Consider the following 16,039-nt stretch of genomic DNA (forward strand, 5'->3'; position numbering starts at 1 on the left):
ACCCGCGCCGCGCCGGAATCACCGCCGTGAAGGTGACCGTGCCGGGGTACTGGCTGCCCCCGGTACGGCCTGGCCACGATCGCGTCATGGCACATGATTCCAAGGTCTGGTTCATCACCGGAACGTCCCGCGGACTCGGCCGGGTATGGGCCGAAGCCGCGCTGGAACGCGGCGACCGCGTGGTGGCCACCGCCCGGGACACCGACCGGCTCGGTGATCTCGCCGCCCGCCACCGCGACGCGGTCCTGCCGCTCACGCTGGACGTCACCGACCGTACGGCGGCGCGGGCGGCGGTGACGCGGGGGCACGAGCACTTCGGGCGACTCGACGTCGTGGTGAACAACGCCGGGTACGGACTGTTCGGCGCGGTGGAGGAGATCGACGAGAGACAGGCCCGCGCCCAACTCGAGACGAACCTCCTCGGCCCCCTCTGGGTCACCCAGGCCGCCCTGCCGATCCTGCGCGCTCAAGGGAGCGGGCACCTCATCCAGGTGTCGAGCATCGGCGGCGTGACCGCCTTCCCGCTGCTCGGAATGTACAACGCGAGCAAGTGGGGGCTGGAGGGCCTCACCGAAGCGCTCGCCCAGGAGGTCGCACCCGCCGGCATCCGCGTCACGCTGGTGGAACCCGGCCCGTACGGGACCGACTGGAACGGCAGCTCCGCCGTGTGGACCGAGCCCCTGCCGCCGTACGAACGGTTCCGGAGCGCGCGCCGTACGGCGGCGGCAGGACGGCGGCCGATCGACCCACGCGCCACCGTTACGGCGATCCTGTCCCTCGTCGACGCGGCCGAACCGCCGCTGCGACTGTTCCTTGGCACCTACCCGTACCCGTTGGCGGAGAAGGCGTACGCGCAGCGGCTGGACACCTGGCGACAATGGCACCATGTGGCAGCCTCAGCGGACGGCTCACCGTCCGATCCGTTGTCGCTCGTGCCGCTCAGGCCGTGAATGACCCACGCCGAAGGCGGCGTGATCAGGTCTTGCCGAGTTGGTCGGCCAGGTCGTCCAGGCCGTCGGCGTACAGGTCGAACCGGTCCGTGGAGGCGGGCGGGTCGCCGACGGGGCGGGCGATGTAGGCGGTGCGCAGGCCGAGGCCCTGCGCGCCGCGCAGGTCCCAGGCGTGGGCGGCGACCATCAGCAGCCGCTCCGGCGGTCGTCCGGAGACCGTGACGGCCAGCCGGTACACCGCCGGGTCCGGCTTGTACGTCCGGGCGTCTTCGGCGGACAGGACCTGGTGCCAGCGGAGTCCGGCGTGGGCGCACAGTTCCAGGAGAGCCGTCCGGCTCGCGTTGGAGAGCCCGATCAGCGGGAACCGTCCGGCGAGCCGGGCAAGCCCCGCCACGCTGTCGGGCCACGGCGGAAGCCGGCGAGCCGACCGGGCCAGCGCCGCCACGGCGGCCGGGTCGTCGACTCCGGCGGCGTCGGTGACGAGCCGGGTGGCGGCCTCCCGGTCGAGGGCGTCACTGGTGACGTACGGCCGGCCGCCGTCGAGGACGCGGCGCTGCTCGCGGTCGATGTGCCGCTGCCACAGCGACAAGAGCCGCTCGATCCCGGGATCGTCGAGCGACGGGTCGAGTTCACGAATGCCGGCGCGGATACCGGCGGGTTCGTCGACGAGCGTGCCGAGCACGTCGAACACGACGGCGTCGATCTCCAGCTCTGGCATGGGCGAGATCTCCTGAACGAAGCCGGGCGGCGGTCACGTCGATCGGCTTCACGCATGTAAGGGGTAAAGTGGCCGTTAATCGACGGTAGCGGGAGGTTCGTAAGGGATGCAAGTTGCTTTTGACGATTACGTCTGGGCGGCGGGCGTCGCGACCGAGCTGGTCAACACCACCGCCGAAGTCTGGCGCGGCGACGACCACCTGCCCGACCCGGCCGCCCTCGTCGCGTTCACCGACCTGCACGGAGACGGGACCGGCGCGCTGTCCGAACTCGCCCGCCGCGCACACACGGCCGACCTCCACGCGATCCACGCACTTCGGACGACCGTGCGCGACCTGATCGACCACCCCGACCGCGACCACCTCATCGCCGGCGCCGCCACGCTCACCTCACCCGCCCAGGGCGCCACCCTGATCCCCGATCCCGCCCACGAGAACCGCACACGCTGGGCCGCCCCACTCCGCGACGGAGCGACCATCGCCGACGCCCTCTCACTGATCTGCGGCATCGGCATCCTCGGCGTCGTACACACCCTCGGCGAGCAGCGCTTCCGCCCGTGCGGCGCACCCACCTGCCGGGGAGCGTTCATCGACACCACCCGGCCCGGCCGCCGCCGCTACTGCATGCCCGGCCTGTGCGGCAACCGCATCAACGTCGCCAACCACCGCGCCCGCCAAGCCGCGACACGCCAATAGGCCGCGACGGCGGTCGGCGGGCCGGTCGGTCGGTCGGCGGGCCGGTCGGTCGGCCGGTAGGCCGGTCATGGACGTCAGTGCGATTCAGCCCGCGTCACTGCGTCCGCGGCGGCTTCTCGGACCGCACGACGCCGTCGATGCAGCCGTACCAACGTGGCGAGGCCTCCGCCCCCGCCCAGTGGATCCGACCGATGGGAAAGGCGATCCGGGCCGCGAGGACAACCGGGGACGACCTGTCCGGTGATCCAGACCGTGCCGGGAATGATCGTACGTTCGGCCAGGTGCGCTTCCCGTAGATGGATAGGCGGCATGACCTGCGACACACTCGGGTCAGGAGCGTCACAGACGTGCGCATGGATCGGTCTTGATATACGACGTTCCATCAGCGGCATGCGCTGATACTCCGGGGGCCCGTAATCCCCGCCTGCTCACTTGACCGGCCCAGGCGGCCCCGGTGGCGTGGTCTCAAGAAGCCGAGCAAGAAGCAGTGCGACCGCCACCTCGCTGAACACATTCGAAAGGTCAGAATCTTGCGCGACTACGAAGGAGATGGGCAGGACGTGGAACCGACGCAGCCGGTGCTCTCTCCGCTGGCCCCGGAAGATCCTCGTGAGGTGGGCGGATACCGGATCCTTGCGCAGCTGGGAGCCGGGAGCATGGGTCGGGTCTACCTGGCTGTCACGCGGAGCGGCCGCCGACTGGCCGTCAAGCTCGTACGCCCCGAACTCTGTGACGACCCCGAGTTGCGGCGCCGTTTCCAGCAGGAGATCGCCGCTGCGGAACGGGTGCACAGTCCCTATACCGCTCCCCTCGTCGACGCGGATCCGAACGGCCCTCGCCCCTGGCTGGCGACGGCGTACGTCCCGGGGCCCTCTCTTGCCGCCGTCGTCGCCGCACCCGGCCCGCTGCCCGTCGACACGGTCCAGCGGCTGACCGCCGGCGTGGCCGAAGCACTTCAAGCGATCCACGCCGCCCGAGTGATCCACCGGGATCTGAAGCCCTCCAACGTGCTGCTCGCCGACGACGGACCGCGCGTCATCGATTTCGGCATCGCCCGTGCCACCGATGCGGCCCCCCTCACGCGTACCGGCTTCCGCGTCGGATCCCCTCGCTACATGTCGCCCGAGCAGGCGCTGGATCATCCGTCCACGCCGGCGATCGACGTGTTCGCGCTTGGCAGCATGGCCTACTTCGCCGCCACCGGACGCGCGGCGTTCGGCGACGGCCCGGAGTCCGCAGTGCTCTACCGGGTGGTGCACGAGGAGCCGAACCTCGAAGGCTGCCCGCCGGAGCTGCGCGCGATCATCGAGCGCTGCCTCGCCAAAGAGCCGGACGATCGCCCATCACCGGGCGAGGTCGTACGCTCCTGCACGGTCTACGACGGGCAACGCGGATGGCTGCCGTCCGAGGTGACCGCACGTCTTAAGCACTACGCCGATCCGCCGGTACCGGCGCCCGTCCCCTCTCTCAGCCGCCCGCGAGTAGCCCGACGTTCCCTGGCGAATCGCCGACACCCAGCGCGCCGGCGTCACCAACGCCACGGAAGCCGGCACGGAATGATCGCAAGATCCTGATCGGCATCACCGCCGCAGCTGCGTACATCACGCTCATCGCGCCGGGCGCTGTGCTGTCCCGAGGTGGTGATGGTCTCTCCCGATCACGTCAGATCCCCTGACCGGCGAGGACCGAAAGGAGCTGGGGTTTCTCGTGGCTTTCGCTGCCCGGCGTGGCGGCCATGAAGGCCTGCAGCGACTGGGACTGGTCCGGGTCCCAGGATCTCGGCGGCGCCAGCGTCATCCTCGCCGTACCGCTCGCGGCACCGCGGATCGGAGTGGCCACCGTCGTCGCGGCGATCGCGGCCGTCAACGTCCTGATCACCACCATCACCATCTCCACCAGCCGGAAGCGCCGAACCCCCCGGCCAAGTCCCCTCAGCCAACGAACTGTCACAAACGCGGCCACCGTCTGGTCCTTGGTGATATCTGCCCGTCGCCGACCATCCGGATCCTGAACAGATCGAGCCCATGGGGGTCACCAATGCAGGTCGTACTGACCGGGTACGGCGGGCTGGTCGGCTCGAACGTAGTGAGTAAGCCAGGCACGCGCCCATGGTGCGCGCCACCCTGGGCAGGTCGCGACGATCCCCTGTTCGCGACCTGCCAGGCGCGCACGGCAGGCCGTCCCGCCGTGCGCGCCGCCCCTGGCAGGCCGCGGCGCCGGTCCCCCGGCCCCGCCGCGGCCTGCCTCAAACCCGACGTCATATGTCACATGTGAGCCCTCTGCCCGGTCATGAATGACATGTGCAATGACGAAGCAGAGGCCGGCACTCCCCCTCGTGACGGACGGGACCAATATGCGGTGAGCGCTGAGTTCTACGACGTTCTCCAGGCCGAGCGGGACCGAGCGCGGGTCCACCGGCTGTACGGCGCGGACGTACGGACCGCGCGGGCCGGCGTCCTGGACATCGGTGCAGGCACCGGGACCGTGACCGCGATGACTCTGGTCGAATCCGGTGCCGCGGTGCACGCCGTCGAGCCGACCCGGGCCATGCGGACGGCACTCATGACGCGTCTGGCCGCCATGCCCGCCAACCTGCGCATGCGGGTCACCGTTCACGCCCGGGCGCTGCACGAGAGCGGCCTGAAGGCCGTGGCGGACGTGGCGATCTGCCACAACGTGATCGGCTGCCTTGAGCCCGTACAACGACGCACCTTTTGGCCTGCGGTGGCGAAGACTCTCCTTCCCGGCGGAGTGCTCATCCTCCAACCGCCACCTGCCTCTCTCCCCGCCTCTGCCGCCGGCACGGACCTGCCCACCGTGCGCATCGGGGAACACGAGTACGGCGGCCGGATGCTCACCTCAGCCGACGGGGAGCGCATTCGCACCCACTTCGACTATTGGGTACGGGGCCGGGCGGGCCGGTTGCGCGAGCACGCCGAGACGTTCTGGATGTGGCCCCTCTCCCGCGCAGAGCTGATCGAGGAGATGTCCGAGCACGGCTTCACCGCATTGCCGGACCGCGGCGACGACGTGACGCTGGCCGTACGACGTCCCGGCCTTCTCGACGACTGACCGGTCAGGAGTGTTTCCCTTGTTCTGGGTGCCCCCGGCAGGATTCGAACCTGCGGCACACGGTTTAGGAATCCACAGGCGATATGGCGGCCATGCGGGGCCTGACCTGCGCGGTAGCGACCTCAGCGAGGTGCGCGGCGGGCGGCCATCCCGCGTATATCCCGTGCGGAATTGTGGGGTCACGCCTCGGTGGCCGCCGTCTCCAAGAACCAGACCAGCCGGCGATTCGGGCGCGGGCAGCCGAGGACCTCCCTCAACCGAGGCCACATGTCCGCCTCAACTGGATACCAGTCGACGTCCCACTCCGGCCCCCGGTCCAACATGTCACGCAGCTGATCCAACTGCTCAGCTGTGATCGGAAAGATGGTCGGCGGGCCTTCTCGCACGGGATAGCCGGCGAGTTGCCAACGAACGTCGGCCGCATCATACGGAGACTCGATAGGCACGGCTACAACCTAGTGAGAGGCACCGACATGGTCGGCAAGGGCGGACACCATCTGATATCCGTAGCCGACGGTAGCCCACGCCCGATGCTCGACGACCGTGGGTCAACGGTGCCCGGCGATCGGGATCGTGCGGCGTGGGTTGTCGTCGTTGTCGTCACCGTTGTCGTCACGAGCGCTTGGCGCCCACGCCTGCGCATGGTCCTTAAAGAGGTAGCCCCCGTCTCACGCTCGGCGTATCCTGCTCTGTTCGCTTAGCGTCGGAGGAGTCATGATTATCAAGTCGCTTGAGGAGCTGCGTAAGGTCGACGAGCGCACGCTGCATTTCACCCCCCTGGGCTTGGGTATCGGTGTGCAGATGCGCGCTGAAGACTCCGCGGAGTACCAGCAGCAGGTAGTCGCCCAGTTCAAGTTGGCGTCGGTGGTGGCCGAGGGCACCCGCAGAAGTTTCGAGGACCTGCGTACGGTGTTTGGATATGGGGTCTTGTGCTACGAAGTCTTCACCCTCGTTCACGATCACGCCCTATTGGTGCTTGAGCAGGCGTTGCGGGATCGATTCGTCGATTTCCATCAGGGCACGGTGACGTTCCTCGATCCCAGCGGCACTCACCATCCGGTTCCTGTTGAGCGTTACGAGCAGGTGCATGAGTTCGTCGTCGCGCATCGCAGCTGCGGCTCTGTGTCGGCGACGGCCACTCCATTAAATTCAACGGCATGTTGTCAGGCTTGCGAGCCTGGGCACGGCAGGTCGGGTTGCTGAGGGGGCAACGGAATCGTGGCATCGAACAAGCACTCTCGAACCTGCGTAACTTTGTCGCGCATCCAAGCGGCTACCACATGACCGATCCGGTCGACGCCGCTCGCACACTTAGTGACCTCGCCGAGATCATTAACCATCTGTGGGGTGTCCCCACTCCGGGCGGGCGGCTCTATCCCGCGCCCATCTCGCGCGATGTGATCGTGATGGCTTGGAACACCGCCGGAACCCAGTTGTGCACCGCGCTTGCCAGGGATCTAGGCAGCGCGGTCGACCCAGATGACCAGCCGTGGCAGTGCATCATCGTTCGGGCGGTGTTCCGCGGTCATGAGAAGATCGTCGACCCTGGTCTAGAGCATTTCGACTCCCGATTTGAGGTCACTCACTACCCAGCGGACCTACTTTGGGGCCCGGGAACGATTACCGATGCTGCCGCCTGGTATGCCAAGCACCATCCCCAACCGGATGAGTGCGAGTACCTCGACCGCATCTTCGTCATCCGTCTCGACGAAAACGAGATTTACCTACCCATGCGGCCGTCAGTCGCGGTCGCGCTTCCGGAAGGCGAACGCGCCGGCACGTGGTACGCGATCAAAGCTGACGACCCAACCGATGCTTTCGGTCACGTCCGCAACCTTGCGACAGGGATCGGTTGTGCTGACAGCGGCCAATGCGGTCGATGCCACGCGGAAACGCTCGGGATTGGGGCGTACTCAGAGGTAGTCGCTTCGTACGCGCAGCCCGCAGGGCCGGCATCCGCCGTCCCACCGGACGCCCGAACCCCCTTGACCTATCCGCGTTCGCGAAATATCGCCACCTAGGGCGGGGCGAGGTGGCGTCACCTGCTACCCTATGCGCCCTCTAATCCGTAGCCGACGGTGACGCAGGACCGATGCGCGATGACGGTGAGCCGAGGGCGTCCGGTAGTTGGGCCAGTGTGGCGCTGATTGTCGTCAGGTCCTCCATCCCCGGCAGCTGCCTGCGCAGCCATCGGTGTTGACGCCCCCCTATCCTGAGTCGTCCACATGCGGTCAGTAGGTAGTCCCAACAACGTGACCCGGCGTCAACGCTTTACCGGATTGGATGTACCCAACGTGGCATGGCCGGCTTGTTGGTTCGCGAAACGTGAGTTGGGGGTCTGATGTTCACCTATGGTGCGCTGAGCCGCGGCACAGGCGTCGACCCCAGGGCTCTGACTTTCGCGGTGCTCGACGTAGAGACCACCGGGCTGCACCCGGAACGGGGAGCGCGGGTCTGTGAGATCGCGGTCGTGCGGATGCGAGGTAACGGCGAAGTCGTCGACGAGTACGCCACTCTGATTTCACCCCAGTGCGCAATTCGCAATGACGTCTACCACGGCATCACCGACGCGCACGTCTCCGGAGCCCCGACCTTTGGTCAGGTAGCCGGCGACGTCTTGGCGCGGCTGGGCAACGCGATCGTGGTGGGGCACAACCTAGAGTACGAACAACGCTTCCTGGCAGCCGAGTTCGCCCGCATGGGCCTACGCCTGCAGGGCGTTCCTGGCTTGTGCACTATGGTTGCCGCCCGCTTTCATCTCGACCGCTACACCTACCGACTTCCCGACATCGCCACGTTGGTCACCGATGAGTGGCCAGCCGCGCAACACACTGCTTTGGGAGACGCCCGTGCCACCGGGCTGGTACTGACAGCTCTCATCAACCAAGCACCCCAACGCCTGTCCTGGTACGGCCCTGCACCCGTTCCCTTGCCCGCTATCCCACCCACGGCGTTGATCGCTCCTCGCCCTGGACAGCTCCGACGCGGCAGCGAGGGATGGCTGGCCACGCTCACCGCGCGGCTACCACTCATGGCCACGCCGCCCGCACCGCGGCCGGAAGGATTGGCCCAATACCGGGCACTCCTCGCCCATGCCCTCACGGACGGCAAGATCGTCGCAGAGGAGGCCGAGCAACTGGCCATCGTCGCCGCCCGAGCCGGACTCACCCAAACCACGGCACGCCAAGTCCACGAGCAGTTCCTTGCAGAAGCCAGGAAGAGAGCCGAATCCGACGGCATCGTCACACCAGCCGAACTACGCGAGTTGCAGCGCGCAGCCAAGAGCCTGGCCGCCACCCACCTCATCCGCGACCTGGAGGAAGCCGCAGCCGCCGAACGTTCCAAGCGCAACGGACCGCTCAAGGGCTGGCGCATCCTGCCGATCAGCTCCGCGCAAAGAACCAGTGCGGCCAAGCTGATGGAACTGGTCAACCTGGCAGCCGAGCACGGCGCTAGCGTGGCGACGAACGTCACAAAGACCGTGCGCCTCGTGATCGTTGCCGAGGAAACGACCGACCCACGCATCGAACGAGCGCGCAACGCAGGGATTAACGTCGTCGACGTCCACGACGCTGAACGGCTGATCACGGCAGCGATCGGGTCCGCGGCGGCGAACCAAGGTCTGTTCGGCAGCAGTGAAGGCGAGAAGGTCGCCGCTGAACTGGCTGAGGAAAAGAACCAGCACGGCGGGCGGCCAGCCTGGCATGAATGTTGGCGACCTAATCAGCTTACGGCCGATGAGTATCGCATGCTGTTCATCGAACCCTACAAGGACGCGGACGACTGGGACGATGACTGGGATACCTAGAAATCGGGCGCAATGACGCCTGAGGAAGACCTGCTTTACCCCGCCCCCGGCTCCATACCGCAGCCGAGATTCGTGCACGAGAGTGCCCGATCCCAGCGTCCCCAGGCGTCTACGCCTGGTACTTCACGCCCCCGCTATCGGGTGTGCCAAGCCATGGCTGTCACGAGTGGAACGGTGCCGTGCTGCTGTATGTCGGCATATCACCGAAGGCACCACCAACGAACGGACGTACGCCCAGCCGACAGACCATCCGCACCAGGGTCCGCTACCACTACCGCGGCAACGCCGAAGGATCAACGCTTCGCCTGACCCTTGGCTGCCTCCTGGCAGACGAGCTGCGAGTCCGCCTGCGCCGAGTAGGCAGCGGCAAACGCATGACCTTCGGCCACGAAGGCGAGGCCCAGCTGACAGATTGGATGGCCAGAAACGCCAAGGTCGTGTGGACCGTGACAGAGACTCCGTGGAAGCTTGAGGACAAGTTGATCCGGTCGCTCGTGCTACCGCTTAACCTCGACCAAAACCGTCACAGCCCCTTCCACCAGCGATTGTCCGCTCTTCGAGCTGAGCAACGCGCGTTGGCGCGGTCGTCGCCGGTGGAAGCCCGATGAGGGAACGAGTCACCCAGACGTTCGGACCCGTTGCCGCCGCCCCGCTTCAGAAGCGGATCATATGATCCGTAGGAAGATCGGGAACGTCCACGGCCGTCCAGACTCGTCCGTTGGCCTGTCCCGCGACCACTGCATCGTCCAGGTTTGTCCATGGTGGTCTTGGGCCGTTGTTAGCAGAAGCGTTAGCAGTGTCCGTGCACTGAGAAGCCCTGTAACCGGCGGCAAGCGGAGCCGGAGCGTACGGGGTCGGCTATGGCCCGAGCGCTGGAAGCCGTACGGGCGGCGATCATCCTCAGCCGGACACGGGAGTGATGTCGTACCTGTCGTCAGGTAGATGCCACGAGTCAGGCCATGTCGTCGTCTCGTGGGACAGCATCAGCCCGGCGATTGAGAGCGGACAGGGGAACGCCAGGTGACCCTGTCCTAACTTCGTCGTTAGTGACCGTGTGGTCGCGCCCACGAGACACTCTGACCACCGACATAGGCAATCGATTCTTACGGTGTGAGGGTATGACGGCCTGGCTACCGATCATCGTGTCTAGCGCCGGAGGCGCGGTTGTCTCACTTCTCGGCGTCGCCGCCGGAGGCCTAGTTAGTCACAGGTCTCAAAAAAATCATTGGTCACGTGACAACGAATTGGAGGCGTGCGTTCGATTGATCTCCGAATCAACACGAACGCAGTTTTCTTTGTTGCACTCTTGGCGCCAAGGTAAACAAATGGAATGGGAAGCATGGAATGAGGCTCTCGACATTATCTCCCTGGTTGGCAAACCTGAGGTTGTATCAGCTGCATCCGGGATCGATCGTGAATTCTGGCTACTAAGCGCCTCTATTAAAGATGGCGTCGTCACTGATGTGGAGTCATGGAATCAGCAACGAAGGCAGCTTGAAGAAGCCCGACTCGCCTTCGTGAATACAGTCCGATCTAAAGTGACCGGAACAGCCTCGCGGTTGAACCGCAGCGCAGTTTCACGGCCAACGCACTTGCCCGCTTCATTTAGCAACTTCCGAGGCACCCCGCCGCCAAGAGATCCAGGCGAACGTACAGCCCCAGCCTGATGACAACCTGTTGGGAATATGCTCACACCTCTTCATTACGAGTCAGGCTACGCATGTCCGCAACCATCCAGATTCGTCTCCTGACCTGCTGTTCGCACCCCATCTTGTCCAGGCCAGTCCAAGATCGTCCAGAGCGCTTGTTAGCGCCAGCGTTAGCACTCGGCCGCCACTGCCCTACCCTCTCGATGCGAACTACCGGCACGGTCACGGTCACCGCTGGCTCGCCCTGCTCGGACGTGTGATGCCGTGCGATCACGACAGGTGCTGTACGGCGGTGTTGCTGTACTTCCGTGCTGTACAGCAGGAGACGCCGCACCGAGCGCCAGCGGATTTACAGAGGGTCGGCGATCTCCGTCGTGCTCCCCCGCTGACGTGGGCTGACGTCGAGCGGTGAGTGGTCGAGATGCCCGCTCATCCTGCGCACATCCCGTGCCCGTTTGGAAGTTCATGGATCCACGCCTCGATACGCTGCCGTAGTGCGACGCGTGAAGATCCCAGACGCCATTACGCGGGTAACCAAGCATGACCTGGTGAGCTTGAGCAGTAAGGCGCGATACCTGCACTTCACCGGGCGAGGCCGGGAGGCTGAGTGGCTCGCGGAATACCTGCCTGACGACGCAACGGGTGTCCTCCGGGCCGTACTGCCGGAACCCCACCCACAACCGTCCTACCGGTGTTTCGTGGTCATCCAGCCGAGCCACGAGACACTCGAACATTTCCCGCTCGACGTCCTTCCCAGCGACTTCGACCAACTGTCAGATATCACTGGTGAGGAGCTAATCCGACTCACGCGCTGGGCACTGTTCCAGATCCCTATCCAGCCCGAGGGGACACCGGCAGTGCTCAGACGCCCGTCCTCATCGCCGGCCGCCATCTGATCCGTAGCAAGATCGAAAAGGTCCACAGCTGTCCATACCTGTGCGTTGACCTGCCGCTCGATCACGGCTCTCCCAGTATGCCGGAACTGTTGGTCTCTGGCTGAGCATAGACACAGGACAACCTCCGATCCGCGTATCGTTACCGCTCATCCATGTAGTCCGGGTATGCGAGTTCCGTAAGTTCATCCAAATATCGCTTCCACCAATGAAACCGCTGGCGACATGCATTCGAGCAAAACTTTCTTGGCCGGCCAAGCTCCGCAGTTAACGGCGCCAGCTCCGGCTGCTCAGTATTTCGATACACGGACTCGCCACACGATAGACAAGGCCGCGCTTCAACTCCAGAAATAAGTTCAATAATCCAGTTACGATAGGGCGCCCAAACTGATCGCACCTTAAATTGATCGGCGAGCCATTGGACAAACGTGTTTTGCTTTACATCGGGCTCCCTGAAGTCCCAGAGATTCAACGGCCTTTCACTATACAGATTTCCCCTGCGAATACCGTCCCGCATTCTGCGCATGCCTAATGCCGTTAGACGCTGTGCTTTTCGAGGGGATACTTTGAGGTAGCTCGCAATCTTCGCGTACCGGACCCCCAGGACATAATGTGCGATTACGGCAACGGCCTCGTCGGTCGGAAGAGTTTCGATGAGCTTATTGAAGCGATCCACCAACTCGCGCTGATGCGACTGTGCGGACTTGCCGATCGGCTCGCTCATGCTGGCCTTTCAGTGCTATTTGCGTTTGCCGGGCGAAGGCAACCGGAGGTTCGGCATCGGCATGCGGAGCGCTGCTATCGCACGGACAACCTTATCGAGATTTTCGGGCTCAGATTTATCGATAGCGCTTTTCGCAAGCGCGTATAGCAGGATGGCGCATAGCGCGCTGTGTAGCAGACACAGCACACCCAAGACAACGATAGCCCACCATGGAACAACATGTGCGGCGAAATCCGCCATCTGAGCTCCTATCGATAAGGGTTGTAACGCGACAAAGCCCCTGACGCATGGCGTCAGGGGCGTGATGTCGACGGGAGAGTTGCCCGAAAACAAGTAGAGCCCCCGGCCTCGTCGGCCGGGAGCTCTACTCACGATCATGCGGAGACGCGCGCACCACGCCCCACAGCCACCACTCTAACCGCACTCGCGCGCTCGCACATTTTCCCAGGTGAGAGCACCTATCTCGGATGAGACTCACTCCAGCGACGCTGGTACTTTCGTTAGGCTTCTCGGACATCAGAAGGTGGCGACGATCGGGTGGCTCGTGTAGTCGTCTCGCGGATCTCCCAGATGACGACGCGCTCCTAGCAGCCCAGCCGATGCCCACAACCGCGGAGGTTGCGTCCGCGGAGGTGGTGTAGGAGTTTCCGCTGATCGGAGGCGTGGCGTCGTAAACTGAGACGGCCATCGCGTGATCTTTTCGATTAGCCAGTTCAAGATCGCCGGCGGCTGCTACGACGATCGCTCGGAAGCGTGCGGTCCTGTACAACGTGCTCAAGTACGCGGTCAAAGAGCGGAAGCTGCTCGACGCCAATCCGATCGACCAGGTCGACTGGAAGGCGCCCGACAAGGTCGAGCAGGTTGACCGCAGCGTTGTCGCCAATCCCGTCCAGGCGCGACAGCTCCTTGCCGCGGTGACCTACGTCGGCCGGTTCAACGGCCGTGGTCGACGTCTCCGGGCGCTGTACGCCTGCATGTACTACGGCGGCCTTCGCCCGTCGGAGGCGACTGGCCTTCGGCGTCAGGACTGTGAGCTTCCGGAACTGTGCGTCTGCGACGGGGAATGCTCCTGCGGTCGGCCCAAGGCTGCATGGGGCCGGCTGGTGCTCGCTCGGTCACGGCCTGGCCCTGGTCGGCTCTACACCGACAGCGGCAAGACGCACGACGACAAGGGCCTGAAGCGCCGGCCGGTCGGCGAGAAGCGCGTGGTCCCCATCCCGCCCGAGCTGGTGAGGATCCTCCGCGAACACCTCGACGCGTTCGGGGCGGCCGAGGATGGCCGGCTGTTCCGTACCTCGACCGGCGGAACCGTCTCCGCGTCGGCCGTGTGGCGCATCTGGCAGGACGCCCGGACCATCGGCCTCTCCCCCGAGCAACAGGTCACACCGCTCGCCGGTCGGCCGTACGACCTCCGGCACGCCTGCGCGACGCTGCTCCTCAACGCCGGCGTCCCACCCAAGGAGGTCGCCCGGCGGCTGGGCCACAGTGTCGAGGTCCTGTGGAAGGTCTACGCAGGGTGCCTCGACGGCGACGAGGAACGGATCAACCGCATGATCGAGAAGGCACTTGCCGCTTGACGCGCGCTGCGGTGACAGGGCTCCGGTTCATCCCGGAGCCCTTCACTTTTTTAGGGGCTGACCTGGGCCGACGCCCGGATTCTCATCCCGCGTATATCCCGCGACCAACGGCCGGGGACTGCTTTCGGTGGCATACGGCTGCGCACATGCGAAACCCCGGCGACCTGTGTTGGTGCTGGTCAGCCGGGGTTTTCCTTGATCAAGTGGGTGCCCCCGGCAGGATTCGAACCTGCGGCACACGGTTTAGGAAACCGTTGCTCTATCCCCTGAGCTACGAGGGCTTGTCGCTGGTAGAGCCTAGCGGAGCCTGACCGCTGCGCGCGTCCGGACGGTGCCCGTTCCGCGCATGTTCCGGATCTTGGTATCCGCCCGCCCCTCCGGCGTCGGGTTAAGACTAGCCCGTACTCGGACGCTCTACCCTCACCCAGCCTCGGAGCCAGAAGGCCCCGAGGCTCCGGCTTGCCACCTGACCGGATCCTTATCAATTCGATCTTGGTCAAGCTGATCAAGTCTGTCCCGAGATCGGCCAGTACACCGACGACCTCAATCGTCCGACAGCGTCTGTGAGTGTCGCTGTCACGACGATGACGCCGGTGCCGATCGGCTCGCCTGAGATGAGGTAACGCATGGAGCAGTGCCGCGAGTTGGACGTGCGTGACCCGAGCGATGCCGCCGACGTGCTTCTCTGCCAGCAAGCGGGATACGCGGTCGAGGCCGACTTGATCGGCTTTGATGGCATTCCCCCGATGCATGAGACGCTCGAAGAACTGCCTGCTTGCGGTGAGCGCTTCCTCGGCTCGTACGACCAGGAAGGGCTGGCCGGTGTCGTGTCCTGAAACCACCTGGCCGATGGGACGGTGGACATCTGCCGGTTGGTGGTACACACCCACGGGCTTTCCGTCGCGGGCATGCCACCGCCTTGCTCGATGCGCTCGACGCGGCCGTCTCAACGGACCGCATGATCGTGTCAACCGGCACCGCGAACACACCGGCGTTGACTCTCTACCGTCGTCGGCGCTTCGTCCCCGTGGAGAAGCGTGAGATCGCCCCGGACGTAACGGTTACTCTGCTCGAACGGCGCGGCTCCAGCACATCCGTCGTTGACTCCTGATCACTGCGGCTACTCACCCCTCTGCCAATATCGACCCGTCTGCATGGGGTTGTGACAGTCCAGGCGTCCGTCTCCTGTCGCCGTCACGTCCTCAGTACGCCACGGCTCCACCCGCCGGGTCATCCCCTCTGCCTTCGTCCCACCCGTAGGGCCTGGCCTGCTGGGCTTGCCCTGGGACGGAGGCAGAGGGGATGACCCGGCAAGGGAGCTGAGCGCTCAGCACTGCCTCAGTGCCACCGCTTCCAACTCGACGAGTTGATCGGGGTAGCCGAGCACGGCGACGCCGAGGAGGGTGCTCGGCGCATCGTGTTCGCCGAACGCTGCACTGATCTCTTCCCACGCAGCCACAAGATCGGTGCGTGCAGAGGATGCCACATAGATCGTCGTTTTGAGCACGTCGGTGATGCTGGACCCGCTAGCGGTCAGGGCTTCGCGGAGGTTGAGGATGCATTGCTGCGCCTGCAGCCTGATGTCCCCTACCCCTACGGTCGCCCCGTCCTTATCCAGCGGGCATGCACCAGCGGCGTACACCAGCGAGGCAGGTGAAGCAACGGACGCGTACGCATACGGCGCATCGCAAAGACCGGGCACGCGGATAAGTTCAACACTCATGATCCGAGGATGGCGGGACCTCAGGCATACCGTCGAGTGGTTTTGAGCCCACGGCACGCGTCAGTTGATCGCGCAGATTAGCCGCGCCTGACGAGCACGCCGGAACGGTGCATCTGGCCCGCGTATGGCCCGCGAACGGTGGCACACGGCTGCATACGATGATCGTCCACGACACTCGGCAGCACAGCGGCGGTAGAGAGCACCGACGCAGGTCAGAACCGGTTTTTGCTG

At 65.1% G+C, this 16,039-nt stretch carries 16 protein-coding genes and 1 tRNA gene; 12 read left to right on the forward strand and 5 right to left on the reverse strand.

The genetic code is table 11. From position 1 onward, the window contains the following. Window positions 1–86: 86 nt before the first annotated feature. The gene (locus tag ACYVF7_RS52550) at window positions 87–950 is read left to right on the forward strand and encodes an SDR family oxidoreductase (RefSeq protein ID WP_460354847.1); all 864 of its coding nucleotides are present in this window, start codon (window positions 87–89) and stop codon (window positions 948–950) included. 25 nt (window positions 951–975) lie between these two features. Here ACYVF7_RS52550 and ACYVF7_RS52555 read toward each other — a convergent pair whose 3' ends face one another. Continuing rightward, window positions 976–1,668 carry a haloacid dehalogenase type II gene (locus tag ACYVF7_RS52555; RefSeq protein ID WP_460354850.1) on the reverse strand — a complete coding sequence of 231 codons (693 nt, stop codon included), beginning with the start codon at window positions 1,666–1,668 and terminating at the stop codon, window positions 976–978. A gap of 106 nt (window positions 1,669–1,774) precedes the next feature. Here ACYVF7_RS52555 and ACYVF7_RS52560 point away from each other — a divergent pair, with 106 nt between their 5' ends. Both ACYVF7_RS52560 and ACYVF7_RS52565 read left to right on the forward strand, forming a co-directional pair. Further along, a complete protein-coding gene (locus ACYVF7_RS52560) occupies window positions 1,775–2,362 on the forward strand; it encodes a CGNR zinc finger domain-containing protein (RefSeq protein WP_460354852.1) in 588 nt (195 codons plus the stop codon). Between the two features lie 560 nt (window positions 2,363–2,922). Then, window positions 2,923–3,936: a serine/threonine-protein kinase gene (locus ACYVF7_RS52565; RefSeq protein ID WP_460354854.1), complete on the forward strand. Its 1,014-nt coding sequence runs from the start codon at window positions 2,923–2,925 to the stop codon at window positions 3,934–3,936. Window positions 3,937–4,024: 88 nt separating this feature from the next. Here ACYVF7_RS52565 and ACYVF7_RS52570 read toward each other — a convergent pair whose 3' ends face one another. After that, window positions 4,025–4,240: a hypothetical protein gene (locus tag ACYVF7_RS52570; protein ID WP_460354855.1), complete on the reverse strand. Its 216-nt coding sequence runs from the start codon at window positions 4,238–4,240 to the stop codon at window positions 4,025–4,027. Window positions 4,241–4,720: 480 nt separating this feature from the next. Here ACYVF7_RS52570 and ACYVF7_RS52575 point away from each other — a divergent pair, with 480 nt between their 5' ends. From ACYVF7_RS52575 to ACYVF7_RS52600, 6 genes are all read left to right on the forward strand, one after another. Next, complete coding sequence (locus ACYVF7_RS52575) at window positions 4,721–5,434, forward strand: class I SAM-dependent methyltransferase (protein ID WP_460354856.1); 714 nt, start codon at window positions 4,721–4,723, stop codon at window positions 5,432–5,434. A 714-nt stretch (window positions 5,435–6,148) separates the two neighbouring features. After that, complete coding sequence (locus ACYVF7_RS52580) at window positions 6,149–6,637, forward strand: hypothetical protein (RefSeq protein ID WP_460354858.1); 489 nt, start codon at window positions 6,149–6,151, stop codon at window positions 6,635–6,637. Next, window positions 6,592–7,455 (forward strand): hypothetical protein, encoded by an 864-nt coding sequence (locus tag ACYVF7_RS52585; RefSeq protein WP_460354860.1) that lies wholly within the window; start codon window positions 6,592–6,594, stop codon window positions 7,453–7,455. Before ACYVF7_RS52580 ends, ACYVF7_RS52585 begins: the two co-directional genes overlap by 46 nt. A 320-nt stretch (window positions 7,456–7,775) precedes the next feature. Then, entirely contained in the window at window positions 7,776–9,242 is a 1,467-nt protein-coding gene (locus ACYVF7_RS52590; RefSeq protein ID WP_460354862.1) for an exonuclease domain-containing protein, read from the forward strand. 89 nt (window positions 9,243–9,331) lie between these two features. Further along, window positions 9,332–9,850 (forward strand): GIY-YIG nuclease family protein, encoded by a 519-nt coding sequence (locus ACYVF7_RS52595; protein WP_460358572.1) that lies wholly within the window; start codon window positions 9,332–9,334, stop codon window positions 9,848–9,850. 1,535 nt (window positions 9,851–11,385) lie between these two features. Further along, a complete protein-coding gene (locus ACYVF7_RS52600) occupies window positions 11,386–11,787 on the forward strand; it encodes a hypothetical protein (RefSeq protein ID WP_460354863.1) in 402 nt (133 codons plus the stop codon). Window positions 11,788–11,926: 139 nt separating this feature from the next. Here the strand turns inward: ACYVF7_RS52600 and ACYVF7_RS52605 are convergent, their stop codons facing one another. After that, window positions 11,927–12,508 carry a sigma factor-like helix-turn-helix DNA-binding protein gene (locus ACYVF7_RS52605; protein WP_460354864.1) on the reverse strand — a complete coding sequence of 194 codons (582 nt, stop codon included), beginning with the start codon at window positions 12,506–12,508 and terminating at the stop codon, window positions 11,927–11,929. A gap of 770 nt (window positions 12,509–13,278) precedes the next feature. Between ACYVF7_RS52605 and ACYVF7_RS52610 the strand changes: the two genes are divergently transcribed. Further along, a complete protein-coding gene (locus tag ACYVF7_RS52610; RefSeq protein WP_460354866.1) occupies window positions 13,279–14,085 on the forward strand; it encodes a tyrosine-type recombinase/integrase in 807 nt (268 codons plus the stop codon). Between the two features lie 208 nt (window positions 14,086–14,293). Here ACYVF7_RS52610 and ACYVF7_RS52615 read toward each other — a convergent pair. Beyond that, window positions 14,294–14,366, reverse strand: a tRNA-Arg gene (locus ACYVF7_RS52615). A 345-nt stretch (window positions 14,367–14,711) separates the two neighbouring features. Between ACYVF7_RS52615 and ACYVF7_RS52620 the strand changes: the two genes are divergently transcribed. After that, window positions 14,712–14,921 (forward strand): hypothetical protein, encoded by a 210-nt coding sequence (locus ACYVF7_RS52620; RefSeq protein WP_460354867.1) that lies wholly within the window; start codon window positions 14,712–14,714, stop codon window positions 14,919–14,921. 83 nt (window positions 14,922–15,004) lie between these two features. Next, entirely contained in the window at window positions 15,005–15,196 is a 192-nt protein-coding gene (locus ACYVF7_RS52625) for an N-acetyltransferase (protein ID WP_460354870.1), read from the forward strand. A gap of 216 nt (window positions 15,197–15,412) precedes the next feature. Here ACYVF7_RS52625 and ACYVF7_RS52630 read toward each other — a convergent pair whose 3' ends face one another. After that, entirely contained in the window at window positions 15,413–15,808 is a 396-nt protein-coding gene (locus ACYVF7_RS52630) for a RidA family protein (protein WP_460354873.1), read from the reverse strand. Between the last annotated feature and the right edge of the window lie 231 nt (window positions 15,809–16,039).

Source organism: Actinoallomurus acanthiterrae, assembly GCF_054775715.1.